This window comes from Micromonospora sp. NPDC049171 (assembly GCF_040648275.1).
GTDB lineage: Bacteria > Actinomycetota > Actinomycetes > Mycobacteriales > Micromonosporaceae > Micromonospora.
In genome coordinates, this window is the sequence record NZ_JBEZDJ010000014.1 from 40,476 (window position 1) to 65,492 (window position 25,017).

At 72.2% G+C, this 25,017-nt stretch carries 25 protein-coding genes and 1 riboswitch; of the genes, 12 read left to right on the forward strand and 13 right to left on the reverse strand.

All coding sequences use genetic code 11. The features are described from left to right. Positions 1–32: 32 nt before the first annotated feature. The 5 genes from AB0B14_RS18855 to AB0B14_RS18875 form a co-directional block, all read right to left on the reverse strand. The gene (locus AB0B14_RS18855) at positions 33–779 is read right to left on the reverse strand and encodes an alpha/beta fold hydrolase (protein WP_357065506.1); all 747 of its coding nucleotides are present in this window, start codon (positions 777–779) and stop codon (positions 33–35) included. Between the two features lie 133 nt (positions 780–912). Beyond that, positions 913–1,752 (reverse strand): C39 family peptidase, encoded by an 840-nt coding sequence (locus AB0B14_RS18860; protein ID WP_357065504.1) that lies wholly within the window; start codon positions 1,750–1,752, stop codon positions 913–915. A 232-nt stretch (positions 1,753–1,984) separates the two neighbouring features. Beyond that, positions 1,985–2,126: riboswitch (cyclic di-AMP (ydaO/yuaA leader) on the reverse strand. A gap of 266 nt (positions 2,127–2,392) precedes the next feature. After that, entirely contained in the window at positions 2,393–3,181 is a 789-nt protein-coding gene (locus AB0B14_RS18865) for a hypothetical protein (RefSeq protein ID WP_357523238.1), read from the reverse strand. A 133-nt stretch (positions 3,182–3,314) separates the two neighbouring features. Then, the gene (locus tag AB0B14_RS18870; protein WP_357523240.1) at positions 3,315–3,662 is read right to left on the reverse strand and encodes a hypothetical protein; all 348 of its coding nucleotides are present in this window, start codon (positions 3,660–3,662) and stop codon (positions 3,315–3,317) included. 92 nt (positions 3,663–3,754) lie between these two features. After that, positions 3,755–4,987, reverse strand: a complete 1,233-nt coding sequence (locus AB0B14_RS18875) for an acyltransferase (RefSeq protein ID WP_357523242.1) — start codon at positions 4,985–4,987, stop codon at positions 3,755–3,757. Positions 4,988–5,264: 277 nt separating this feature from the next. Between AB0B14_RS18875 and AB0B14_RS18880 the strand changes: the two genes are divergently transcribed. Both AB0B14_RS18880 and pseI read left to right on the forward strand, forming a co-directional pair. Then, on the forward strand, positions 5,265–6,431 hold the full coding sequence (locus AB0B14_RS18880) for a glycosyltransferase (protein WP_357523244.1): 1,167 nt from the start codon (positions 5,265–5,267) through the stop codon (positions 6,429–6,431). A gap of 136 nt (positions 6,432–6,567) precedes the next feature. Next, positions 6,568–7,620 carry a pseudaminic acid synthase gene (gene pseI, locus AB0B14_RS18885; RefSeq protein WP_357523246.1) on the forward strand — a complete coding sequence of 351 codons (1,053 nt, stop codon included), beginning with the start codon at positions 6,568–6,570 and terminating at the stop codon, positions 7,618–7,620. 96 nt (positions 7,621–7,716) lie between these two features. On the opposite strand, the gene AB0B14_RS18890 is transcribed toward pseI, so the two are convergent. Further along, positions 7,717–7,989, reverse strand: coding sequence for a hypothetical protein (locus AB0B14_RS18890; RefSeq protein ID WP_357523248.1), 273 nt, complete (start codon positions 7,987–7,989; stop codon positions 7,717–7,719). 540 nt (positions 7,990–8,529) lie between these two features. On the opposite strand from AB0B14_RS18890, the gene AB0B14_RS18895 reads away from it, so the two are divergent. Further along, entirely contained in the window at positions 8,530–9,327 is a 798-nt protein-coding gene (locus AB0B14_RS18895; RefSeq protein WP_357523398.1) for a helix-turn-helix transcriptional regulator, read from the forward strand. Further along, positions 9,318–9,515 (forward strand): DUF397 domain-containing protein, encoded by a 198-nt coding sequence (locus tag AB0B14_RS18900; protein ID WP_357065491.1) that lies wholly within the window; start codon positions 9,318–9,320, stop codon positions 9,513–9,515. The genes AB0B14_RS18895 and AB0B14_RS18900 overlap by 10 nt, the downstream gene beginning before the upstream one ends. A 131-nt stretch (positions 9,516–9,646) precedes the next feature. On the opposite strand, the gene AB0B14_RS18905 is transcribed toward AB0B14_RS18900, so the two are convergent. The 4 genes from AB0B14_RS18905 to AB0B14_RS18920 form a co-directional block, all read right to left on the reverse strand. Beyond that, entirely contained in the window at positions 9,647–10,066 is a 420-nt protein-coding gene (locus AB0B14_RS18905) for a hypothetical protein (protein WP_357065490.1), read from the reverse strand. Positions 10,067–10,154: 88 nt separating this feature from the next. Next, the gene (locus tag AB0B14_RS18910; RefSeq protein ID WP_357523250.1) at positions 10,155–10,910 is read right to left on the reverse strand and encodes an SDR family NAD(P)-dependent oxidoreductase; all 756 of its coding nucleotides are present in this window, start codon (positions 10,908–10,910) and stop codon (positions 10,155–10,157) included. Then, positions 10,903–12,177: an AMP-binding protein gene (locus AB0B14_RS18915; RefSeq protein ID WP_357523252.1), complete on the reverse strand. Its 1,275-nt coding sequence runs from the start codon at positions 12,175–12,177 to the stop codon at positions 10,903–10,905. The genes AB0B14_RS18910 and AB0B14_RS18915 overlap by 8 nt, the downstream gene beginning before the upstream one ends. Beyond that, on the reverse strand, positions 12,174–12,425 hold the full coding sequence (locus tag AB0B14_RS18920) for an acyl carrier protein (RefSeq protein ID WP_357523254.1): 252 nt from the start codon (positions 12,423–12,425) through the stop codon (positions 12,174–12,176). The genes AB0B14_RS18915 and AB0B14_RS18920 overlap by 4 nt, the downstream gene beginning before the upstream one ends. A 58-nt stretch (positions 12,426–12,483) precedes the next feature. Between AB0B14_RS18920 and AB0B14_RS18925 the strand changes: the two genes are divergently transcribed. Further along, positions 12,484–13,035, forward strand: coding sequence for a GNAT family N-acetyltransferase (locus AB0B14_RS18925; RefSeq protein ID WP_357523256.1), 552 nt, complete (start codon positions 12,484–12,486; stop codon positions 13,033–13,035). Between the two features lie 96 nt (positions 13,036–13,131). On the opposite strand, the gene AB0B14_RS18930 is transcribed toward AB0B14_RS18925, so the two are convergent. After that, a complete protein-coding gene (locus tag AB0B14_RS18930; RefSeq protein WP_357523258.1) occupies positions 13,132–14,865 on the reverse strand; it encodes a hypothetical protein in 1,734 nt (577 codons plus the stop codon). A 367-nt stretch (positions 14,866–15,232) separates the two neighbouring features. Between AB0B14_RS18930 and pseB the strand changes: the two genes are divergently transcribed. The 7 genes from pseB (at position 15,233) to AB0B14_RS18965 (ending at position 23,119) form a co-directional block, all read left to right on the forward strand. After that, a complete protein-coding gene (gene pseB / locus AB0B14_RS18935; RefSeq protein WP_357065478.1) occupies positions 15,233–16,216 on the forward strand; it encodes a UDP-N-acetylglucosamine 4,6-dehydratase (inverting) in 984 nt (327 codons plus the stop codon). Then, positions 16,213–17,370, forward strand: coding sequence for an aminotransferase class I/II-fold pyridoxal phosphate-dependent enzyme (locus tag AB0B14_RS18940; protein WP_357523260.1), 1,158 nt, complete (start codon positions 16,213–16,215; stop codon positions 17,368–17,370). Before pseB ends, AB0B14_RS18940 begins: the two co-directional genes overlap by 4 nt. A 10-nt stretch (positions 17,371–17,380) precedes the next feature. After that, positions 17,381–18,229 (forward strand): hypothetical protein, encoded by an 849-nt coding sequence (locus AB0B14_RS18945; RefSeq protein WP_357065474.1) that lies wholly within the window; start codon positions 17,381–17,383, stop codon positions 18,227–18,229. A 205-nt stretch (positions 18,230–18,434) separates the two neighbouring features. Continuing rightward, complete coding sequence (locus AB0B14_RS18950; protein ID WP_357065607.1) at positions 18,435–20,207, forward strand: class I SAM-dependent methyltransferase; 1,773 nt, start codon at positions 18,435–18,437, stop codon at positions 20,205–20,207. A 20-nt stretch (positions 20,208–20,227) separates the two neighbouring features. Further along, positions 20,228–20,980 carry a glycosyltransferase family protein gene (locus tag AB0B14_RS18955; RefSeq protein ID WP_357523400.1) on the forward strand — a complete coding sequence of 251 codons (753 nt, stop codon included), beginning with the start codon at positions 20,228–20,230 and terminating at the stop codon, positions 20,978–20,980. Further along, positions 20,977–22,107, forward strand: coding sequence for a spore coat protein (locus AB0B14_RS18960; RefSeq protein ID WP_357523402.1), 1,131 nt, complete (start codon positions 20,977–20,979; stop codon positions 22,105–22,107). The genes AB0B14_RS18955 and AB0B14_RS18960 overlap by 4 nt, the downstream gene beginning before the upstream one ends. Before the next feature lie 376 nt (positions 22,108–22,483). Further along, entirely contained in the window at positions 22,484–23,119 is a 636-nt protein-coding gene (locus AB0B14_RS18965; RefSeq protein WP_357523262.1) for an alpha-ketoglutarate-dependent dioxygenase AlkB, read from the forward strand. A 22-nt stretch (positions 23,120–23,141) separates the two neighbouring features. Here the strand turns inward: AB0B14_RS18965 and AB0B14_RS18970 are convergent, their stop codons facing one another. Both AB0B14_RS18970 and AB0B14_RS18975 read right to left on the reverse strand, forming a co-directional pair. Further along, on the reverse strand, positions 23,142–23,816 hold the full coding sequence (locus AB0B14_RS18970) for a response regulator transcription factor (RefSeq protein WP_357065470.1): 675 nt from the start codon (positions 23,814–23,816) through the stop codon (positions 23,142–23,144). Beyond that, positions 23,813–24,949 carry a histidine kinase gene (locus AB0B14_RS18975; RefSeq protein WP_357523264.1) on the reverse strand — a complete coding sequence of 379 codons (1,137 nt, stop codon included), beginning with the start codon at positions 24,947–24,949 and terminating at the stop codon, positions 23,813–23,815. The genes AB0B14_RS18970 and AB0B14_RS18975 overlap by 4 nt, the downstream gene beginning before the upstream one ends. Positions 24,950–25,017 lie beyond the last annotated feature (68 nt).

Below are 25,017 nucleotides of genomic sequence, written 5' to 3' on the forward strand. Positions count from 1 at the left end.
GCGCCACTACCGGTTTACCCCCGCGACGAACCTCAGCGGTACGCGTCCAGCAGCGCCAGGACGGCCGCCGGGTCCTGCACGTGCGCGTTGTGCCCGAGGCCGGGCAGCGTGGCGACCGGTACGCCGTACTCCTTGAGCTGCGCCTCGGTGACCATCGGGTCGTGCTCACCACGCGCCAGCAGCACCGGGGCGTCGGTCGCCGCCAGCAGCGCGCTCAGGTCGGGCTCGCCGACGGCGAAGGCGCGGGGATCCATGGCGAGGCGCCACTTGCCGTCGACCTGACGAAGGCCGGCGTCCACCACCGGGTGGTCCGGCGGGAGCAGGCCGGTCAGCCCGGACACGCGCAGGTAGCGGCGGGCCGCCTCGGTGCGGCTGGCGAACCAGCTCACCGGGCGGGCGGCGAGCTCGGCGGCGCGGTCCAGCTCGGCGGGTGACCAGAGCGCCTTGATGCCGAACCCGACCACGGCGTCCACCGGCATCCCGGCGTCGCGTGCGGCCAACGCGAGGCCGACCACGCCGCCCAGCGAGTGCCCGAGCACGACGAGCCGGTCGTCGGGGGCGAGGGCCTGCGCGATCCGCTGGGCGAGACCGGCGAAGGAGTACGACGGCAGCGGCGGTGCCCAGCCGTGTCCGGCGAGGTCCGGTGCCAGCCACCGGCCGGGCCAGTGTTGTTCCAGGTGCGACGCCCAGGGCAGCCACACGTCACCGGTCGCCCCCATGCCGTGCAACAGCAGCAGGACCGGCCGTCGACCGGCGTGACCACCCGATTCGTCCACCACGGCCGCAGTCTCCCACGGTTCGCTGTCCCGGACGAGAGTCGTCGACGGGGGCGTACCCCGGGCCAGCGGGAGAGACGCCGCGGGCGTCGGCCCCTTGTGGGGGACGACGCCCGCGGCGGTCAGGGTGCCCGGGTCAGGCGGAGTAGCCCCGGCTGGTGATCCAGTTGGCCAGGTCGATGGTGGTGATCCAGTACGACGGGTCGGCCGGGTTCGCCGAGTCGGCGATCCGCACGGTGCGACCGTTGTCCTTGTAACCCACGACGGCGATGTAGTGGCCGCCACCGTAGGAGTGCCAGCTGCCGTCGGTGTCGGTGGCGTCGCCGACGACGTTGGCCACCACGCCCCGGCCGTCGGTGATGGCCCGGACGACGTCGGCCTGGAGCCGGTCCATCTGTGCCGGGCTGGGCGCGCCGGGGAACATCCGGGTCCGGTACGGGGAACCCTTCACCTCGGCGTTGAGCGCCCGGGTGGTGTCCTCGGCCGAGTTGGTGCCCATCTCGGTGGTGCCCAGTTCGGCAGCGAGTTCTTCCTGGGTGCGGTCGATCCCGCTGGCGCTGAGCGCGTTGCGGGTGGCCGCCGGGCCGCAGTTGTAGTACGTGTTCTGCGCCTCGTACTCGTAGTCGAGCACCTTGGTCGCGGGCGGCTTCGGCGGCGTCGGCTTACGGGTCAGATCCGGGTTGCTGCTGGCCTTGGCGGCGGGCGCCGCGGCGCTGGTGGCCGGGGCGGCGCTGGACGGCGCGGTGCTGGCCAGCGGGGACGCGTCGCCCTGGGAGGTGGTGGTGTCGCTGCGCATCTCGGCGACCGTGGTCGCGGTGCGCTGAGCGGCCGGGGCGTCGTCGGCGACGGTGAGCAGGGTGCCGGTGGTGGCGGCGAGCACGAGGGCCGCGGCGGAGGCGGCGACGATCTGGTACGGGCGCTCGGTCGCGATGCGGCGGAGCTGGCGCTGCATGGTGTGCTTCACGGGGTCCTCCACGGATCGGGGGGAGAGCGGCACACCGGGGCGCGACCGGTGTCCGGGCAGGCGCCAGCGCGCGGACGGTGGTCCGCGGGTGGTGAACCGCTCAGGGGAACGCCCGGCTCGGCCGGGCGGGAGAGGCGGTGACCCGGGGGTCAGCTCACCGTCACTGGACGGATGAGCGGGGGCACCGCTGCGCCGTGGAGGCGAGGGAACAGCCGAGGGGTGGAAAGGTGCTGCACGAGTTTGGAACTCCTTCCGACACCGCCTACCGGGTTAGCTGACGGATTCGGGCGGGAAGATCGCCCTACCGCGGGCCGTGGCTCGCGGATTCACCCCGGACTTACTGATGGGTCCCCGGTTCGTTGATCACGATTGAGCGGGTCGGCGCGGCGTCGCCTCTTGCGATCGGTTACCGCACCGGACGGGACGACACTACTGGCCCATCCACACCCTGCCAAGCCGGCTTCACCTGCGTAAACCTCAATGGGTGCCACAATTTCTGCGCGTATTGCCGATGACGTGACTCGATGGGACAACCGGTTACGGCGACGCCTACGGTCGACAACCGGACAGGCCGCCAACAATGCGGCCACAATTCCGGGAAAAATCGAGCTGATCGTGCCGGACGCCCGATTCGCAAATCCCGTGACCGGGCTCACATAACGGATCGGGCGCGAAGGGCACGGGCCGGACGCCAGCGTGCCACGACGGCGGGCCGGGGCACCCCACGCACCAGCCGGCGGACGGGTGCCGGGCTCGGCCGCAACCGGGCAACTGCCGCGGCCGCCTCCGCCGCGAGGGTACGCGCCGAGGAGGCGGCCAGGTCCGCATCCCGCCAGGCGGCCCGCTCCGCCGTGGCCGCGGCCTGGTAGTCGGCCAGCCTCGCGTCCCGGATCACCCGGCTGAGCAGCGCCTCCTGCTCGACCGGGTGTCGCCGGGAATCCCAGCCGCGCCGACGCCCGAAGACGTCACCGAGCTGCGCCATGGTCAGGTCACCCCGCCAGTACGCCGCCGTCGCCGCACGGTGCAGGTAGCGCTCCCGGGACGCGTACTCGGCGGGGGTGCGGGGGGTGCCCGGGGTGGGTAGCGCCCCGGACCCCGCGAAGCGACGCGCGGCGGTGTCCGCCTCGTCGTACCGCGCCCAGGCCCGTTCCACCTGGTCCTGAGCCGTCAGCCAGGCATCCCGTCGCCGCCCGGCCGTCCTGGCCGCGCCGGCCGCGGCGACGGCCACCTCCTCGGCGTACCGGTGCCTGTCGACGGTTTCGGCCGCGGCCAGCTCGCGGGCGGTCGGGACGGGCGGCGACGGGTCGTCGGTGGGCCGGTCCCGTTCGGGCCGGGCGACCAGCACGGCGAGGACGCCGAGCGCCAGCAGGAACAGGGCCGACCAGATGGCGGCGGCCTGCGGCACCTCGGTTACGAACTGGTAGAAGACGACTGTCTCCATGGTCGGCACCTCGCGGAGGAAGCAGAGCGATGGGAGCCCCACCGGCCGCCCGGCCACGGCGGGCCAGGAATCGGCGGGGTGCGGAGCTGGTGGGTCGACAGGGCGCGGCGACGGGACGCGTGTCCCGGGTGGCTCAGCGCGCGGGTGGGCCCCGGGGCGGCCAGCTGCGGAGACCGTCGACGAGCGGCAGCCGGTCGGGCCGGGTCGCGCACACCGGCAGCAGGCCTGTCGCGATGGCCCCCTGGGCGCCGGGGAGAGCCGGTGGCGCGTCGACCGACCAGGTCGGGAAGGTCTCCTCGGCGACACCCGCAGTCGGCGCGGCGCTCACGCTCGGCGCGGCGGTCGGGTGCGACGGTGGCACGGCGGCCGAGGCCGGGCCTGCGCCGAGCGCCAGGGCCGCGACCACGGCGAGGCTGGTCAGCACCCGTGTCGCCCAGCGCGCCACCCACCACAGCGGACAGGTGAACGCGACCGGAAGCACGTCCCCACGCTACCGTCGCGCCGGCGCCTGGCGCATCGACCACGGGCGTGTCGGCGTACGCCGCGCCGACACGCTGACCTGGGTGGACGGTGTCAGCGGGTGTCCGCGTACGTTGATCGACTGTCGGTCTGGTCGGGCCCGCCGGGGTCGGTTCGGGCGCCGGTGCCGCCGGTCTTGTCGGTGCCGGCGGCCTGGGTCGCGGCGGTGCGTTGTCCGGGCACGGACACCTGTCGGGCCGGACGGCGCGGTGCGAGCCGGCGCATCATCGGGGTCTCGACGAAGCGGTGCAGCAGCCCGGCGAGGACCAGGTTCACCAGCAGGAAACCGAGCACCACGGCCGGGCCGCGCCAGCCCGGGAAGCCGGTCCCCCAGTCACCGCTGAAGCGCAGCACGCTCGTCATCACCAGCACGTGGACCAGGTAGAAGGCGAACGAGACCTCGCCGAGCCAGACCAGCGGCCGGGACCGCCACGGCGACCGCCGGCCCCGCACATCCGCGTCCGCCGCGGCGGCGATCACCAGCAGGTACGCGACCGCGAGCAGCGTGGTCCACAGCTCCGCGGGGATCCACTGCGCGGCCGCCGCCCAGATGCCCACGAAGATCACGCTGGCCCAGGTCAGCCCCGGGCCACGCCAGAGACCCCGGCGCATCAGCTCGGCCGCCACCGCGCCCAACCAGAACTCCAGCGACCGTGCCGGCGGGAAGATCTGGGTGAACCACCACCGGCTCACCTCCGGCACCAGGTGCTGGGCCGGCCAGAGCGCGAGGATCAGCAGGGGCAGCGCGACGAGCAGCGCCACGAGCAGCTTCGGCCGGGCCCGGCGCAACAACGGCAGCACCAGCGGCAGACAGAGGTAGAAGAAGAACTCGCAGGACAGCGACCAGCTCACGGTGTTGATGCTGTAGAACCAGCCCGGCCGGGGGTCCCAGGCCTGCAACAGCAGCACGTTCTCCAACGCGGCCGCCGGCAGGACCGGGTCGGCGAACCACCAGGCGACAAGCACCGTCGCCCCGAACAGCACCAGGTGGTTGGGGTAGATCTTGGCAACCCGCCGCCGCCAGAAGGTGCGCCGGGAGTCACCCTCGCGCGCCGACCAGACCAGCACGAACCCGCTGAGGATGAAGAAGAACTGCACCCCGGACAGGCCGAGGCTGAACACCTTGTCGACAACGGCCTTGTAGTCCGGCTCGGCGATGATCCGCATGGTGCCCGCGTGGAAACCGAAGACCAGCAGCGCGGCGATCCAGCGCAGCCCGGTCAGCGAGGGCAGCCGGGCCGGCGCGGGGCCGGGCCGGGCGGTGGGCACCGCGTCGGTGCTCGTCATGCGGGGATACCCAGGCTTGGCAGGGTCACCAGCACGTTCGCATCCTCCTCGGCGCGGCGTGGACGACGCGACGGCGACGCCCGCGACGGCCCGGCAGGGCCGCACCCGGGGCACCCTACCGGGTCACTCCCGGGTGAACCGGACGCGTCCCGCCCGCCGCGGGCCCGGTCCCGCCGGTCGTCGTTAACCTCCCGCTGGGCGGGAGTTCAGCGATTCCACCATCGTCGGCCACGCGCGGTTCCGGGGCCGGTCACCCGGGTCGTCGAACCTGGCGGGCGTGGTCAATGAGCCGACGCACGCACCGCTGCTGAGCATCGTCGTGCCCGTCTACGGCGTCGAGGCGTACCTGTACCAGTGCCTCGAGTCGATCCGGGCCGGTATCCCGGCGGGTGAGTCGGACGCGGTCGAGGTGGTCGCGGTCGACGACGCCTCCCCGGACGGCTGCGGCGACATGCTCCGCTCGTACGCCGCCGGCCACGACGGTGTCCGTGTCGTGCACCTGAGCAGCAACGTGGGTCTGGGGCTGGCCCGCAACGCCGGGCTGGACGTGGCCGCCGGCCGGTACGTCTGGTTCGTCGACAGCGACGACTGGTTGCCGCCCGGCACGATCGCGGCGGTGCTGGACCGGCTGCGTCAGCACCAGCCCGACGTGCTGATGCTGGACCACCTGCGGGTGCACGAGGACGGCCGGCGGGAGGTCGACGCGAGCAGTCACCTGTTGCGCGGCATTCCCGGCGTGACCCGTCTGGCCGACCAGCCGCGGCTGCTGCGGGTGCAGCACACCGCCTGGAACAAGGTGGTCCGCCGGGACTTCCTGGACCAGTTGGAGTTGCGGTTCTTCCCCGGCTGGTACGAGGACATCCCGTTCAGCCACCCGCTGCTGATCGGCGCGGAGAAGATCTCCGTGCTGGACCGGGTCTGCTACCTGTACCGGCAGGGCCGCCAGGGCGCGATCACGTCCACCCGCAGTGGCCGGCACTTCGACGCGTTCGCCCAGTACGAGCGCCTGTTGGGCTGGGTCGCCCGCAAGCACCCGGACGAGCGGTTGCAGGCCGAACTGTTCCAGTTGATGATCAACCACTACCTGGTGGTGGTGGGCAACGACGACCGGCTGCACCCACACCTGCGGCGGGACTTCTTCCACCGGGCCGCCGAGCACTACCGCCGGTACCTGCCCACCGGCGGCTATCCGCTGCCGTCGGGCGTGACCGGGCTCAAGCACCGCCTCGTCGGGCGCGGCGACTGGCTGGCGTACTCGGCACTGCGCCAAGCCCACCGGGTCGCCGGTCGCCTGCGCCGCGGTGGACCAGCGGGTGGCGGCGGCGCGGCCGGTGCGGTAAGCGCCGACGACGACCCGGGGCGAGGGGCGGACGTCGCGACGACGCGCGACGCCGGCACGGTGACGGATCGGCGTGACGCGTTCGCCGGGGGCCGCCTGCCGTGACCGCGCCCACCACACACCACGCCGGGAGCCGGATCGGCTCCCGGCGCACTGGTCTTCCAGGTCGTCCGCCCGCCGGGTGGACGACGACAGCGGCACCACCGCGCGCAGGTGCGGGCAAATCGGAGCAGAGGTCGGAATGACGGCGACAATCAAGATCGGACCGCACCTGGTCGGTGCCGGGGAGCGACCGTTCGTGGTCGCCGAGATGTCCGGCAACCACAACGGCGACCTGGGCCGCGCGCTGGCCATCGTCGACGCGGTGGCCGACAGCGGGGCGCACGCCCTGAAGCTCCAGACGTACCGGCCGGACACCATCACCATCGACGTCGACACCCCGGCGTTCCGGATCTCCAGCGAGCACGAGTTGTGGGGCGGGGAGAACCTCTATCGCCTCTACGAGCGGGCGCACACCCCGTACGAGTGGCACGCCCCGATCTTCGAACGGGCCCGCGAGCGTGGCCTGACCGTCTTCTCGTCACCGTTCGACGCGACGGCCGTGGAGCTGTTGGAGTCGCTGGACGCGCCCGCGTACAAGATCGCTTCTTCGGAGCTTGTCGACCTGCCGCTGATCCGGCTCGTGGCCAGCACCGGCAAGCCGATGGTGATCTCCACGGGGATGGCGACGGTCGCCGAGATCGACGCCGCGGTGCGCACCGCCCGTGCCGGCGGCGCGGCGGGCATCGTCCTGCTGGCCTGCACCGCCTCCTATCCGGCGCCACCGGCCGACAGCAACCTCCGCCGGTTGCCGGTGCTGGCCGGTGCGTTCGACGTGCCGGTCGGGCTGTCCGACCACACGCCCGGCATCGGGGTGGCGGTCGCCTCGGTGGCGCTCGGCGCCTGCTTCATCGAGAAGCACGTCACGCTGGACCGGGCCGACGGCGGCGTGGACTCGGACTTCTCGCTGAACCCGGCGGAGCTGACGGCACTTGTCGACGAGTCCGGCCGGGCGTACGCGGCGCTGGGCGGCACCGCGATCGGCCCGACCCCGGCGGAACGGGAGGGGCTGCGGTTCCGCCGCTCGCTCTTCGTGGTCGAGGACGTCCGCGCCGGCGACCAGGTGACAAGCGACAACGTCCGGTCGATCCGCCCGGCCGGCGGCCTGCCCCCCGTGGAGATCGACCGGGTCCTGGGCCGCACCTTCACCACCGACGTCCCCCGCGGCACCCCGCTGAGCTGGGACCTGGTCTGACTGTGCCGTTGGCCGGGTTGACCCGGAGGTGATGTGCTGCTGGGCCTGAGCAGCAGCGAGCCCCAGCCGCACACCGAGGCTGGGGCCCGCCTACGTCTAGCCAACCTTGAGCGGTTTCCTGGCTGGAGGTTTGCGCCCGGCGGGGGTTGGCCTGGGTGGTGGAGGTGGCACGTAGGTCACCTGCTCGGGCATCAGGAACAGGGAGCGTCGGGCTGTCGCGTCGCCCTTGTCGTCGAGCTGGTAGCAGTCGACCCAGCACCAACCGTCATAGGTGATCCAGTCGAGTTTCCTGATGACTCGGACGGTGATGGGGATCATGAACTGAACGCTTGCCGCCCGGTCAAGCCGTAGCAGGTCACCGGCCTTCATCCGACCTTCCTTGCCCGCCAGGCCTTCAGAGTTCTGCCTGCTTCGCTGAGCCTGGGGCAGAAGCCGACGGGCGTGCAGCTCGGGCACCTTCTGCGGTGGTGAAGGTCAACGACGAACCCCGCCATGATCACGGTGAAAGGCGGTTCGGGTCGATACTCCTCAAGCATCGTGCCGCCCGTCTCGCTGGTTGCGACGCTTGAGCACGTGCCGTCTGCTGCTGACCTCATCCGGCTTCTCCGGTGGCGCGGGAGGAACGCACGCTACGGGCTGATAGGCAGAGCGCTCCACAACGTCGATCGGTTCGGATGGTCGCTGAAACCACTTCCAACAGCGCATGAAGCCGCCTCCCGCAATCATGGCTGCCACTGGGCCAACGAGGCCGTGACAGTCCGTTCCGTCTCTGGCACTCTGCGCGGTCGGGGCCTAACGTTGGAACGAAACTGGCCATCGTGGAGAGACACCGGCGGACCACGTTTCCCCTGGCGGAGGGCCGTAGGGGGGCGGTGGGGACGATTTGGGGGAGGGGTGGGGAATGTGAACATGACTGCGGCTGAGATCCTGCTCGATGAGCTACGCCAAGCGCGTACTACACGAGGGATGAATCAAGACGACTTCGGTCGCTTCATCAGTTACTCCGGCACGCACGTCAGTGCGGTTGAGACTGGTACCCGCGCCCCAACCCACGAATACATGACGGCTGTGGACAACGCCCTGAAGACGGGCGGGTTGTACGGCCGGCTGCTTGAGCGGCTGTCCGCGCTCGACCTGGCCCCTCTGTGGCTGCGTGAGTGGATCACCTACGAGGAACAGGCAACCGCACTCCGTTGGTACGAACCGGCGTTCGTCCCCGGTCTACTACAGACCGAGGCGTACGCGCGGGCGACGCTGCAAGCCGGCGGCCTGCTCACCGCTGAGCAGATTGCACACCGAGTGCGCTCACGTCTCGACCGGCAAGGAATCCTGGATCGGGACGACCCCCCACACCTGGTGGCCGTCCTGGACGTGGCCGTACTGCGGCGGACCGTGGATGACGACCGGGTGATGATGCGTGAGCAGTTGGACCACCTCGCGGCAGCGGCGGAGCTGCCGAACGTGCGAATCCATGTCGTGCCCGACGACACTGGGCTCTACCCTGGCCTGCAAGGTGGGTTCATCCTGGCGAGCATGCCGGACGGCTCCACGCTCGGACACATCGACAATCAGATGCGTTCACAGACAGTCAGCGGCGGGCCGGAGATTGCTACGCTACGGGCGACGTGGGAGACGATCCTCCGAGCCGCTCTGCCTCGAAGGCTGTCTCTGGACATGATCAAGGAAGCGGCAAAAGCATGGACATGACCAACGCTCGGTGGCGCAAGTCCTCACGGTCTGGCACCAACGGCGGTAACTGCGTCGAGGTGGCCGACAACCTCCCTGATGTCGTCGGTGTGCGAGACAGCAAGGACATCACGGGACCGGCTCTGATGTTCGGCCCAGACCAGTGGCAAACTTTCGTTGGCAGCCTCAGGGCTGATGCCCCAAGCTGACCGCGCTCCGAAGAGGCCTGCCCACTCGGGGTCTGATGGGCGCGCGGCGCGACTCTTCTTCATACCGCACAGGGTTGGTGAAGGGGCAGGTCCTACTGTCGCGGCACACCGCCGAATCGGAGTTCCGACGGTCAGCGGCTGCCCCACACAGCAACACCCCGACCGTCGGGAACGAAGCCGACGGTGACCACCAGGTCGGCCATCCGCAGGGTCCGCCAGACCGCGGGCCCGTCGGCCGGCGTACTCAGTCCGTGGCGACGCCACCACGCGGCCACCGGGACGTCGGCCAGCTTGCAGCAGCACTCGGCGCGGGTCCACCGCGCCCAGAAGTCCTCCACGCCGAACCGGCGGGCCAGCGCCGGGGGCACCGGGGCGTCCGCGCGTTCCGCGTCGATGGCCACCCGCCAGCCGGGCGCCGGTGGGCCGTACCAGCCGACGCAGCGCCCGTCGTCGAGGTGACTGCGGGTCACCGCGTCGGCCATCGCGGTCGGTGACCCGATGCGCAGGTGCCGCTCGGCGGCGGCGAGCAGCCCCGGCACCGGACGGGGCACAGCGGCCCCGCCCACCCCCGCCGACAGGGCCGGCCCGACGGGGCCGATCCGCCGCGCCGGTTGCACCGGGAGGGGAACCGGCCGCAGGTCAGATGGAGGCGGCACCGTCCACCACGATGACCTGGCCGTTGATGTTGGTGTGTTCCCGCAGCAGCATCCGCACCACGGGCGTGACCTCCGCCGGCTCGGTCAGGTGGCCGGTCGGGGTGCGGCGCACGATCTGGTCGAGTTGGGTCGGGCCGAGCACGGCGGACATCTCCGAGGCGAAGAAGCCGGGTGCGACCGAGTTGACGAGCATCCGGCCGCCCAACTCGCGGGCGAGCGAGCGGGTGGCGGCGTCCATGCCGCCCTTGGTGGCCGAGTACGCGACCAGACCCGGGAAACCGCGCTGCCCGCAGATCGAGGTGATGTTGACGATCCGCCCGCGCATGCCCTTGCCGAGCATCCGGCGGATCACCAGCCGGGTCAGCTGGAGCGGGGCCGTCAGGTTGGTCTCGATGATCCGGGCGATGTCGTCGGTGGCGGTGTGCGCGTGCAGCGAATCCTGCCCCATGGCGGCGTTGTTGACGATGCCGTCGATCGGGCCCAGGTGTTGCTCCACCTCGCGGACGAAGCTCTGCGCGGCCCGCAGGTCGGTGACGTCCACCGAGCCGACGTGCGCCCGGTCGGGGTGCTCGGCGGCGATCTTCTCCAGCTCCGGGGTGATGGTGCGGGCGAACGCGGCCACGCGTACGCCCGCGTCGAGCAGGTCGGTGACGATGGCCAGGCCCAGCCCCCGGGAGCCGCCGGAGACGAGGACGACGGAGCTGGGCGGGACGAGCTGGGTGTTGGCGGGCTCAGACATCGCTCTTCAGGGTCTCCTTGACGGGAATGTCGGTCAGGACGCGAATGCGGCGTGGCACCGCGTGTTCGGGAAGCCGCTCGGCGCACCAGCGGACCAGCGCGGCCTCGTCCGGCACCCCGGTATCGACCGAGGCCGGACCGGCCGGAGCCGGGTTGGCGGGGGTCAGCACGACCTCGGCGACCACCATCCGGCCGAGCACCGGGGCGCGGCGGCCGGTCACCCGGGCCCAGGCCACCGCCGGATGCCCGGCCAGCACACCGCGGACCACCCCGGCGGAGACCTTGCTGCCGCCGACGTTGATCTCGTCGGCGTCGAGTCGGCCGGTGATCAGCACCCGGTCGTCGTGCACCTGCACCCGGTCCCCGGTGCGGATCGGGCCGGCCAACCCGGCGCCGTGGTGTGGGGAGGTGACCACCAGTTCGTCGTCGCGCACGGACAGCGTCGGCCGGCCGGGGGTTTCCCGGTCCAGCCACTGGACCGGGAACCCGGCCCGCCCGTCGTGCACCACAATGGACGCTCCCACCTCGGAGGAGGCGTAGATCCAGGAGATCCGGGCCGTCGGGAAGACTTCCCGGAGCTGGTCCAGGATGGCCTGGTCCACCGGCTCGCCGCCGAGGGTGAGCTGGCGCAACGGCACCCGGGCGAGCGCGTCGGCATCGCGGTAGAGGGTGCGTCGCCAGAAGGTGGGGGTGCCGGAGGCGGCGTCGACCCCGTGCGCGGCGGCGACGCTGGGCCAGTCGTCCAGCTCGTCGGGCTCGACCACCACGAGGTGCTGGCCGGGCTGGGTCAGCGACAGGGTGACCACCTGCCACCAGGCGTACGTGCCGGGGGCGTACGGGCAGAGCCAGGTCCGCTCGGGCTGCTCGGCCCGCACGGTGGTCAACGTGTCGAGGGTGTGCCCGACCCGCTTGGGACGGCCCGTCGAGCCCGACGTCAGCAGCCAGAGCCGGCCGGGCTCGGCAGCTCGCGGCCGGGTCGGCAGGCCCGGGTGCAGACCGTCGTCGTCGAGGACGCCAACGGTGAACCCGGCCTCCAGCAGCTCCGTACGCATCGCCGCGTCGACCCGACTCGCGGTGCCGAGCAGCAGCTCGGTGCCGTGCACGGCGTGCTGCCGTGCGGCGGTGAGCGCGTGTACGGCGCGGTGGGCGAGCACGGCGGCCGGGTCGGGCAGCGTCGGTGTGGGCAGTGCACGCCAGGTCAGCGCGGCACCGCCGACGACGATCCGGTTGTCGGCACCGGCTGGCTCCGGGGGCGCGGGTACGGTCACTGGTGCTGAAGCTCGACGAGGAAGTCGAGGACGTCTCCGACGGTGGCGATGCGGCGCAGGCCGGGGGCGTCGAAGTTGAGCTCCTCCCCCGTCTCGTCCTCCACCCGCAGGGCCAACTCGGAGAAGTCGAGCGACCGGAAACCAATCTCGCGCAACTGCGCCGTGTCGTCGGTGGGCAGCTCCCTGTCCTGGTTCTTCAGCACCTGAGCCATGAGGTCGCGGATCTGCGCGCGACTCAATTCGTTCATGCGCCGCAGTCTACAACCCGACGAATGCTTATCCGCTTTCCCGGTAGCCCCGGGTAAGGTGCTCCGACCGGACGAGAAGAGCGAGGAAAGCGAGACGCACGTGCTGCGCGAAGCGACGGCGGACGACGTTCACCCGATGTTGTCCTGGCGTAATCAGGAAACCAATCGCCAGGTCAGCAAGACCAGCCACGAGATCACCGCCGAGGAACACGCCAGGTGGTGGTCGGCGGTCCGCGGCGACCCGTCCCGGCGGGTACTGGTGTACGTCCGCGACGACCGGCCCTGCGGCGTGGTCACCTTCTTCGACCTGCGGTTCGACGGCCCTCGCACGGGGGCCTGGGGCTTCTATCTGGACGCCGACGGGCTGGCCGAGCGGGGCGAGACGCTGCCCGCCTGGCTGGGCGTCATGCGGGAGGCCGTCGAGTACGCCTTCGACGGGTTGCACCTGGACCGGCTCGACGGCGAGGTGCTCGGCCACAATACCGTCGTACGACAGATGAACAGGCGTTTCCGATTCGTCGAGGGCACCCCGCGAGAGGAGCTGTCCGACGGTCGGGAAATCACCGTCATCCCGATTTCCCTGGCTCGGGCCGACCGCCGCCAGCGCTGATTGTCGTACCCATTCGGGTAATGGCCCCGAATCATTAACCGATGGTGTTCCCGGTGGACATCCGCCGTTCACGAATGGCGGTGTCCACCGGGGCGGTCAGGCCCGTCGCCAGGCCGCCCAGTGTTGCACCGGGTTGCCGCCGAGCCGGACGAAGCCGTACGCCGTGCCGTCCCAGTCGTCGGGCTGACCGGGCGCCCAGCGGGCGAACACCACCTGCGCGGCGGCCGGCGGCTGCTCGCCGAACCACCGGACGTCGGTCCAGGTCACCTGGTGGCTGAGGTTGAACCGGAGGACGTAGTGCACGCCGGTCGAGGCCCAGACCCGCTCGCCGGGGCGTACGCCGACGTCGGCCACCCGGGGCATCGGCGCGGTGCTCGCGACGGCCGGCCGCACGATGCGGTGCTCGATCACCTGCATGGTGACGAGGTTGGCCACGACGAGCACGCCGAACATCGGCAACCGCAGTCGGGGCACCAGCGCGGCGGCGACGAGCAGCAGACAGCCGGCGATGCCGACGAGCGACCCGAGCACCGGCCGCATCTCCCGCCAGCCCCCGGTCAACGCCACCAGGTCCGGCGCGCTGAAACCGCCGTAGCGCAACCGGTGCCCCTGGCTGGCCACGTACGCGAGGCGGGCGGCGATCAACGCACCGCCGCCGACCAGCAGGGCCACCGCGACGGCCGCCCGGCGCAGCACCACCCGGCGGCCGGCGGTGAGCAGCACCCCGAGCCCGACCAGCAGCCAGAACGGCGCCAGCATCTGCACGTAGCGGCCGTAGATCGCGTCCAGTGGCTTACCGGTGATGCCGGCCAGGATCACCGATGCCCCGCCGGCCACCCCGACGGTCACCACGAGCGCCACGCCCATCGTCCAGCGGGCCGCGTCGCCGTGCCGTGGGCGCCACAGCTCACGCACGGCCGCGGCCCAGGCCACTCCCGCCATCCCGAACGTGATCACCACGAGGTACCAGAGTTGGGTGGTGACGCCCGCGCCGACGCGAACCACACCCCGCACCGAGGCGACCGCCTCGACCGTGCCGCCGCCGGGGGTGCTGCCGAGCAGGTAGACCTTGTCGCCGAGGTGGCGGATGGCGGCGGCGTTGACGAGCGCCATGGCGAGCACCGGCAGCAGCGCCGCGAGCACCGCGGGCGGGCCGATCCGGCGGCGGACCAGCAGCAGCAGGACCAGACCGGCGTGCACCGCCACGATCACCAGGCCGCGAGAGTGCAGCAGGTGGAACGCGCCGACCAGCAGGCCGACGGTGGCGGCGGCGAGCGGGCCGGGCCGCCCGATCCACCGGTGTACGGCGAGCAGCCAGGCGACCACCAGCGGCGCCATCACCGTGTCGATCATGGCGATGCCCGCGTAGAAGGCGGTGGCCGGCAGCGTCGCCGCCGCGACCGCGGCGAGCAGCGCGTACGACCGGCGCAGGCCGAGCAGGCGACGGCCGAGCAGGTACGCCAGCGGCAACAGCGTCGAGTTCGCCATCGCGTTGATCAACTGGACGATCCGGTAGCTGTCGGTGAAGTCCCGGTCGCCGAGGAATGCCGGTGAGATCAGCATCGGGTAGCCGACCCGGCGCAGCAGGTCGTTCTCACTGCTGAACCCGCCCGGCCCGCCGGCCAGCGCGCGGGCGGTGTTCAGGTAGCTGTCCTCGTCGGTGTGCGCGATCGGCAGCACGATGTGCCGGGACAGCCACATCCGCCAGGCGACGCTGAGCGCCCAACCGACGACCAGCAGCACCGGCACCAACCAGCGTCGCGCCGGTGCGGGGTCCGGTGTCCGCGCCAGCGTCGCCGGCCGTTCGATCACGTCGCTACCGGATGCCATCAACGCCTCCAGAACTGCCGGCCGGACCGGTCCCGCGCGCACGACCGGCGGACCCCTCGGCCCGCGCCGGTAACGCGTGGGGTGACCCGCTCGCACCGGGCCGATGCGGATGTCGGGTGCACGCGCGACCGGCCGCGAACCGGGCTGCCGGGTCACTCGCGCCGGTCACTGTAACGGCCCAATGGGGCCAGGTCAGGCCGGTTACGGGTCGGTCGGAAGTGTTTGCCTACGTGGTGCTCGGCATTCACGGGAGCACCGGGCGCGGTTAACCCGCGAGCGTCGGGGAGTTAACCCGCCATGGCTAGCGTCTCACCCCGGTCGGCCGGCCGAGGGCCGCCCGTTCATCCACGACCACGGGAGCACCACATTGAGTGAGTTGAATGGATCGTCCATTCTGATCACCGGGGGAACGGGTTCCTTCGGCAGGACGTTCCTGCGGCACATCCTCACCGAGGCTGACCCCGCCCGGGTGGTGGTGTTCTCCCGCGACGAGCTCAAGCAGTACGAGCTGCGCCAGCAGCTCGGCGACGACCCGCGGCTGCGCTGGTTCATCGGCGACATCCGGGACCGGCACCGCCTCACCCGGGCGATGCACGGCGTGGACCACGTGGTGCACGCCGCCGCGCTCAAGCAGGTGGACACCGCGGAGTACAACCCCTCGGAGTACATCGCCACCAACATCACCGGCTCCCAGCACGTCGTCGACGCCGCGATCGAGGCCGGCGTCAAGAAGGTCATCGCGCTCTCCACCGACAAGGCGTCCAGCCCGATCAACCTGTACGGCGCGACGAAGCTGGTCGGCGACAAGCTGTTCGTCTCGGCCAACCACTACGCCGCCCAGCACCCGACCCGGTTCTCCGTCGTGCGCTACGGCAACGTGGTGGGCAGCCGCGGCTCGGTCGTCCCGCTGTTCCGCCGGCTGGCCGCCGAGGGCAAGAGCCTGCCGATCACCGACAAGCGGATGACCCGTTTCTGGATCACGCTGGACCAGGCCGTGCAGTTCGTCATGGACTCGTTCGACCAGATGCAGGGTGGCGAGTTGTTCGTGCCGCGCATCCCGAGCATGCGCATCCTCGACCTGGTCGAGGCCGTGGCCCCGGACGCCACCACCCACGAGATCGGGATCCGGCCGGGCGAGAAGCTGCACGAGGAGATGATCGCCCCCGACGACAGCCGGCGGACGCTGCGCGCCGACGGCCGGTTCATCGTCCAGCCGACGATCGCCACCTGGGGCTACCAGCCGCCGGTCGACTGCGACCCGGTGCCGGACGGCTTCGCCTACCAGTCGGACACCAACGACGAGTGGCTCACCGTCGAGCACCTGCGCGACATGCTCGGCCTCACCGCATGACGGGGATGCTCCCGTACGGCCGGCACTCCATCACCGAGGACGACATCGCCGCCGTCGCCGACGTGCTGCGCGGCGACTGGCTCACCACCGGTCCGCAGGTCGACGCCTTCGAGGCCGACCTCGCGGCCTGGACCGGCGGGGTCGGTGTCGCCGCCGTCTCCAACGGCACCGCCGCGCTGCACGTGGCGTACGCGGCCGCCGGGGTGGGACCGGGCGACGAGGTGGTGGTCCCGCCGATGACGTTCGTGGCGACCGCCAGCAGCGCGGTCGCCCTCGGCGCGAAGATCGTGTTCGCCGACGTCGACGACGAGACGTTCTGCCTCGACCCGGCCGCGGCGGCCGCCGCCGTCACCTCGCGAACGAAGGTGGTCGCCGCTGTCGACTACGCCGGCCACCCCGCCGACTACGACGCGCTGCGCGGGTCGGTCGCGGGCAGCGAGGCGTTGCTCCTCGCCGACGCGGCGCACTCGATCGGCGGGACGTACCACGGTCGACCGGTCGGCTCGCTCGCCGACCTGACCACGTTCTCGTTCTTCCCGACCAAGAACCTGACCACCGCCGAGGGCGGCGCCGTCGCCGCGCTGGACCCGTGGATCCTGCGGCGGGCCCGCCGCTTCCGCGGCGTCGGGGTGGTCCGCGACCGCGACGAGCTGCGCTTCGCCGACGAGGGTGGCTGGCACCAGGAGGTGCACGAGTTCGGACTGAACTACCGCCTGCCGGATGTGCTCTGCGCCCTGGGCCGCAGCCAACTGCGCCGGCTCGGCGAGTTCAAGGCCCGACGCGCCGCCCTGGTCGCCCGCTACGACGAGGCACTGGCCGACCTGGACGGCGTACTCCGGCCGACCCGCCGGTCCTGGGCGGACCCGGCCTGGCACCTCTACCCGATCCGGGTGCTCGACGGGCGTCGCCGCGAGGTGTACGACCGGATGCGCGCCGCCGGCATCGGCGTCCAGGTCAACTACCTCCCGGTGCACTGGCACCCGGCCTTCGCCGACCTCGGCTACCGGCGCGGGTCCTGCCCGGTGGCCGAGTCGTTCTACTCCCAGCAGCTGTCCCTGCCGCTCTACCCAGGGCTCGGCGACGCCGAGCAGGATCGCGTCATCGACGCGCTGACCGCGGCCCTGCGGGTCGGCTCGGTGCGTTCCGCCGCCTGATGGGAACCTGATGCACCACGCCAACCACTTCTACGGCCACGCGCACGTGCTGGCCCGCTACGCCGGTCTCGGTGACCGGCACCCACCGCGGATCAACGGGTACGTGCAGCACGGCTGGAACATCGGCGACGGGCTGGCACCCGGTCACCCGTACGCCGAGCGCGCCCCGAGCCTGCTCTGGTCCGAACAGACCCGTCGGCGGGCCTGGTCGGTGGGGCGGCGCAACGTGGTCGTCATCGGCGCCCCGTTCGCGTACCTGCTGGCCCTGCGCCCCGAGGACCCGCCGGACGAGGAGCGGGAGGGCACCATCTGGTACCCGTTCCACGGGTGGGAGGGCCAGCACGTCAAGGGCGACCACCGGAAGTTGATCGCCCTGATCCAGGACACCGAACCCGGCCCGGTCACCGTCTGCCTCTACTGGCACGAGTACCGGATGCGCAGCGTCCGCCGGCTCTACGAGCGCGCCGGGTTCCGGGTGATCTGCCACGGCTACCGGGGACACTGGTGGAAGGACACCGACCCGGAGTTCCTCGACAAGCAGTTGACCGAGCTGCGTCGACACCGGCGGGTAGCATCCAACCGGCTGACCAGTGCGATCTTCTACGGCATCGCGGCCGGCTGCGAACCGGCGGTCTACGGCGACCCGATGATCCTGTCCAACGAGGACCCCACCTTCGGCGGCACGGCCCGCATCCGGCGGCAGTGGCCCCAGCTGCACGGCACCGAGGTCGACTTGCCCACCGCCGTCGAGATCGCCCGCGCCGAGCTCGGCACCGACCACCGCTGCACGCCGGCAGAGCTGCGCGAGCTGCTCGGTTGGGCGAACCTCCAGGAGGAAGAGGACCACCGTGACGACTGAGAGGCTGTCGGGGAACCCCGGGGCGAGCGAGGCGGAGTCCAGGCGGCGATCCGGCAAGGCGGCGGGTGGTCCGGATACCGGTGTTGTATCCGGACCACCCGCCAACGCCGCCGGTCGTCGGCTGGGCCCGTCGCAGCCGCTGCGGGGTTCCCCGACAGCCTCTGCGACGGCACGTGCCGGGCGGATCACCCTGCCGGGCGGCGAGATGCTGGCCTGGTCCGACCTGCCGCAGAAGCGGTTGGCCGACGGTGGGCCCCTCGCCGCGCTGGCCGCCCGGCTCGTGCCGCCCGGCGCCCGGGTGCTGGTGGCCGGCCCGCACGACCCGGCCCTGCTCGACCAGCTCGGCCACGCCGAGGTGACCGGCCTGCTGCGCAGCCACCCGGACGCGGTCGCGCTGGCCCAGCGCACCGCACACCTGGTGGTGGGCGGTCCGGCCGGGTTACCCGACGAGACGTACGACGTGGTGATCGCCGCCGCCGGCCTGGACCCGGTGGAGTCGGTGGAGGGCACCCGCCTCGGGTGGGACGGCGTGCTGGCGCGACTGGTCGCCGCCCTGCGACCCGGTGGCACGCTGCTGCTGCGCGTGGACAACCCGCTCGGCCTGCACCGACTCGTCGCCACCACCCCGTGGTACGCCGGCCGGGAGGATTCCGCGTGGACGATCGGCGGCGTCCTCGACCGGACCCACCCGGCCAACCGGGACCAGCTCCGCGAGCGGCTCACCGCGGCGGGGCTGCGGCCGGGCGCGTGCTGGGCCGCGTACCCCGACGCCGGCACCCCGACGGCCCTTGTTGACGCCGACCACCTCGACTCCGACGCCGGCTCCGGCCTCTTCGACGCGGTGCTGCACGGCGCCTGCGCCGGCGGTTTCACCGGCGACACCGTGCTCCAGGACCCGGCCCGACTGGCGGTGGACGCGCTGCACGCCGGCCGCGCCGCCGACCTCGCACCGGGCTGGTTGGTGCTCGCCCACCGGCCCGCCGATACGGCGACTCCCACCGCACCGGCCGTCGACCGGGATCTGCCGGTGGTGCTGGTGCAGACCGGGCGACCCGGGATCGGCGTGCTGGAGGTGCGACACGGTCCGTCGGGCTGGCGCTGGGGGCTCACCGCCACCGCCGGCACGAACCTGCCGGCCGCCGCGCCGTTCGCCAGCCGCGAGGCCGCGTACCGGGACGCGGACGCGCTGTCCGGGCCGGTGCCGTCCGGCCGGCTGCTGCGTACCCTGCTGCTCGACGCGGCCCTGCGCCGCGACCTGGCCGCCCTGCGCACGCTCCTGCACGGGTACGCGGGCTGGCTCGCCGATCAGGCCGACACCGACGGTCGGATCGGTGGCGCTGCGGCGCTGGCCGGCACCGACAACGTGGTCGTCGACGGCGATCGGTACGCGGTGCTCGACCCGAGCTGGCGCGCCACCGACGCCCTGCCCGCCGACGTGGTGCTGGCCCGCGGCCTGTGGCGCTTCGCGGCGGGCCTGCTCACCGGCGGGTACGCCCACCCGTGGTCGTCCACCCTCGACGTCGCCGGCCTGACCGTGGTGCTCGGCGGCCTCGCCGGCCACGACCTGGACCGTGCGACAGTCGCCGAGGCGGTGGAGGCCGAGGCGGCCATCGCCGCCGCCCTGCACGGGCTGGACCCCGACGGCAGGATCCACCTCGCCACCGAGCTGCACGCCGTCGCACCGACCGACCCGCCGGTCGGTGCGCGCAGCTACCAACAGCTGCGCGAGGCGTGGCTGCGCCAACGCGAGGAACTCACCCGACTGGCGGCACTGACCGCCTGGACCGAGGAGCTGCTCACCTCCCGGGAACGGGCGCTGCGCCGGGCCGAGACGACGATCGGCCTGCTCAGCGGATCACTCAGCTACCGGGTGGGCAGGCTCGCCATCACCCCGGCCCGGCTGGCCAAACGGGGTGCCCGCGCTGCCAAGCGCCGAGCCACCGCCGTGCTCAGCCCGAAGGAGGAGGAGCAGCAGTGACCGGCGTACCGGCACCCGGGCTGACCCCGACGAACGGCGCGGCCTCCCGGATCGTCGGCATCGTGCAGGCCCGGATGGGTTCGTCGCGGCTGCCCGGCAAGGTGCTCCGCCCGCTCGCCGGGCGTTCCGTGCTGGGCCGGGTGGTGCGCGCCGCCCGCGACAGCGGTGTCCTGGCCGACCTGGTCGTCGCGACCAGCACGGACACCGCCGACGACGCCGTGGTGGCCGAGTGCGCGCGGCTGGGCGTGCCGTGCCACCGCGGGCCGGTCGACGACGTCCTGGATCGTTTCGTGGGCGCCCTCGCGGCGCACCCGGGGGACGCGGTCATGCGGTTCACCGCCGACTGCCCGCTGCTCGACCCGGAGATCATCACCCTGGTCGCGGCGGTGTACCGGGCGGTCCCCGGGCTGGACTACGCGAGCACGTCGATCGCCCGCACCCTGCCCCGCGGACTGGACGTCGAGATCATCCGAGCGGAGACGCTGCGTACCCTGGGCCAGCTCGCCACCGACCACCACCGGGTGCACGTGACCTCGTACGCGTACACCCATCCGGAGCTGTTCCGGGTGCTCGGCGTGACGCTCACCCCGGACCGGTCCGACCTGCGGCTCACCCTCGACACCGAGCAGGACTGGGCGCTGGTCAGTGCGGTCGTCGACCACTTCGGGGACGTCAGCGTGCCGCTCGCCAAACTCGCCGACTGGCTGCACGGGCAGCCCGAGCTGCGCGCCCTCAACGCCGACGTCCGACAGAAACAGCTGGAGGAGTCCTGAGTACGCCGCGGATCGGGCTGCGCTGCGACGCCGGGCCACGACGCGGCGTCGGCCACCTCGTGCGCTGCTTCGCGCTCGCCGAGGAATTCCTCGCCCGAGGCGCCCACGTCGCCGTGTTCGGCACCGTCGAACAGCTCGCCTGGGCCACCACGGAGCTGGCCGCACGAGGCATCCCCCTGTACCCGGGCCCGGAATCGCCGGCCGAGCTGGTCGAGGCAGCCCACCGCCACGAGCTGGACGTCATGGTTCTCGACTCCTACGAGCTGGACCCGGCCGGGGCGGGCGCCCTGCGCGCCGCCGGCGTGTTCACCCTCGCCATCATCGACGGGGACAGCCGGGGCCAGGCCGCCGACCTCTACCTCGACCAGAACTTCGGCGCGGAGCTGACAAGCCCGGGTCCCGGCGCGGAGCTGACAAGCCCGGGTCCCGGCGCGGAGCCGCCGGGCCGGGATGTCGGGGCGCGGTTGCCGGGCCGGCTGCTCGCCGGGAGCCGGTACGCCCTGCTGCGCGACTCCGTGATCAGCGCCCGGCCACCGGTCGCCCCGCCCGCCACGACGGTGAGCCGCCCCCGGGTGCTGGCCTTCTTCGGCGGCACCGACGCGGTCGGCGCGGCCCCGCTACTGACCCGGGTGCTGGTCGCCACCGGCCATCCGATGGACCTCACGGTCATCGTCGGCCGACCCGAGCTGGAGGCAGAGGTCGAGGACATCGCTCCCGGCCGTGGGCAGATCATCCGGCCGATCCCGCCCACCACCTCGCTACCGACCCTGATCACCGAGGCGGACCTGGTGGTCAGCGCCGCCGGCACGTCCACCTGGGAACTCTGCTGCCTGGGCGCACCCGCCGCACTGGTCTGTGTGGTGGACAACCAACGCGAGTCGTACACCCGGGTGGTGCGGCACGGCCTGGCCGCCGGTCTCGGCGAACTGCCGGAGCTGACCACCGGCGGCGTCGCCGGACGAGCCGCCCGCGCGACGGCGGCGCGGACCCTGCACGGGCTGCTCAGCGCACCGCAGCGCCGCGCCACGCTCGCCGCGCAGGCCTGGTCGACAGTCGACGGGCAGGGCCGGGCCCGGGTCGTGGACGCGGTGTTCGACGCCGTACGCGCCGCCGCCCTTCCCGGCTGATCCCAGCAGGCAAGATCGTGCTCGAAGCTGGAAACAGTCCCCTTGAACGCTCAGAAGGCCACTAGATCCAGCACAACACCGTTGCGTTAGGGCTGTAGCCGGCGGGTCAACCCGGGACAGGAAGTGCCCGATCGGGGAGCGGGTTGGACCCGGCTTGGCGATCATGGAGTTGTGGTGCCGACTTTGGGGTTTTACGGGCGTTCTGTTACCCACCACAACTCCATGATCGGCGAAGCAAGTGCTGGGCGACGAACAGCCGTTCCACCTAACGCAGCGGCGTTGAGATCCAGGATCGAGCACGATCTTCCCGGAAGGCAGCGGGCCGACGCGCTCCACCCCTAGCACGGGTGTACGAAAGTGCTGCTAGGGTGGCCGTATGACGCAGGCCGCCTACCAGCCGTCGATGCTCGACCTGGCCGACGCCGGGCCGACCCTGGGGCCCCTGCCCGGTCTGCTCCGCCGGCACCAGCTCAGCCGGGGCGCCTGGGTCGACCACCTCCCCGGGTGGGTGCACGGCTCCGACGCCGTCCTCGACACCCTGCTCACCGAGGTCCCCTGGCGGGCCGAGCGGCGCACCATGTATGACAGCGAGGTCGACGTGCCCCGCCTGCTCTGCTGGTATTCCGGCGACCGGCAACTGCCCCACCCGGTGCTCACCGAGGCACGGGCCGCACTGACCCGGCACTACGCGCCCGAGCTGGGCGAGCCCTTCGTCACCGCCGGCATGTGCCTCTACCGGTCCGGCCGGGACAGCGTCGCCTGGCACGGCGACACCATCGGCCGCTCCGCACACACCGACACCGTCGTCGCGATCGTCTCCTTCGGCGCGCCCCGACCGCTGCTCCTGCGCCCGCGTGGTGGCGGCGACACCCTGCGCTTCCCGGTGGGCCACGGCGACCTGATCGTGATGGGCGGCTCCTGCCAACGCACCTGGGAGCACGCCATCCCGAAAACCACCCGCCCGGTCGGGCCCCGGGTGAGCGTCCAGTTCCGCCCGGTCGGCGTGGCCTGAGGCGGGCGGCCAGAGAAGCTGCTCAGCTCTCGCCGACGGCGATCAGGCCGGTCTCGTAGGCGCAGATCACCGCCTGGGCGCGATCTCGGAGGCCGAGTTTGGTCAGCACATTGCTGACATGGGTCTTCACGGTGTGCTCACTGACCACCAGCGCCTGGGCGATCTCCGCGTTGGACAGACCTCGGCCCAGCAGGTGCAGAGTCTCCCGTTCGCGGGTGGTGAGCACGCCGAGGCGAGCGTCGGACCCACCGGCCGACCTGGTCGCACCAGGGCGGTGGCGACCGGCGATGTCGGCGATGATCTGCCGAGTGACCGAGGGGGCGAGCAACGAATCGCCGGAGGCCACCACCCGGACGGCGTGGACGAGGTCTTCACGGCGTACGTCCTTGAGCAGGAAGCCACTGGCACCGGCATACAGGGCCTCGTAGATGTAGTCGTCCTGGTCGAAGGTGGTGAGCATGATGACTCGGCTACCGGCGTCGGCACAGATACGACGGGCGGCCTCGATGCCGTCCATCGTCGGCATCCGGATGTCCAGGAGCGCCACCTCCGGCCGGTGCTCCCGAACGGCGGCCACGGCCGCCTCGCCGTCACCGACTTCGGCAAGGACGGTGATGTCCGGTTGGGCGTCAAGGATCATGGCGAATCCGCTGCGCACAAGCTCCTGGTCGTCCGCGATCACCACCCGAATCGTCACGCCGGGAAGGGTAGCCGAACCTCGACGGTGAACCCGCGCCCACCGACTCCCGGCCCAGTTCTCGCCGTACCTCCGCAGGCGATCGCCCGCTCCCGGATGCCGACGAGGCCGTGTCCGCCACCCGGGTCACTGGTTCCCGCACCGTCGTCGGCCACGGTGATCGTGAGGGCTTCGGGGGACCAGCCCAGGTGGACGTCGACAGTGCTGGCCGCCGCGTGCTTGACGGCATTGGTCAGGGCCTCCTGCACGATGCGGTACGCCGCCAACTCCAGGTCTGCCGACACCGGGCGCTGTTCACCTGTCACCCGCAGCCCGGCCGCCGGGACTCCGTCGATCAGCGGCCGCAACTGGGCCAGGGTGGGCTGCGGACTGCGGGGCCCGGCCTCCGAGCGCAGCAGGCCGAGCATGCCGCGCAGCTGCACCATGGCGTCGCGGCCGGCGGCGGCGATGGCGTCGAACGCCGCCTCGGCCCGGTGCGGGGCGGTCCGCACCGCAACCGGCCCGGCCTCGGCCTGCACGATCATGAGGCTCACCGCGTGGGACAACACGTCGTGCATCTCCCTGGCGATCCGCGCCCGCTCACGGATGGCGGCCCGATCGGCCTCGAACTCACGCTCACGCTCAGCCCGAAGCGCCCGGTCCTCCAGCGCTGTCGCGCGCTCCTGGCGAGCGTGGCTGAGTCGACCCAGGACGTACGCGGTGAAGAAGACCAGGAAGGTGTAGAAGTATTCACTGACGCGGTTGGTGTTGAACGCCACCCCTGCCGCCACACCCGGGAAGGTCGCGGCGAGTGCCCCCCAGCGCTGCCGACGACCCCCCAGCGCGGCGACCGTGTAGAGCGCGACCAGCCCGCCGTACGCGAGGGGCTGCCCTGGCGCGTCCACGGCCTTGCCCCCGATCGTGGCCAGTGCGACCACCACCAACACGGTGAACGGCACCCGTCTGCGCCAGATCAGCGGGATCGCCGTACCCGCGCTGAGCAGGTATGCCAGCGGCCCCGGTGCGCCGCCCCGCTGGGGAAGCACGAACGGCAGCGACACCGCGACGAGGACGAACACGGCGATCGCCGCATCCACCACGTACGGATTGGCGGTGCGCACGAGCCGGGCGAACGACATCGCGACAGTGTGCATCAGCTCGGACCCTCCTCCCCATCGGCAGCCGATCCCCCGGCCCCGGGGGGATTGGTTCGGACTCGCCG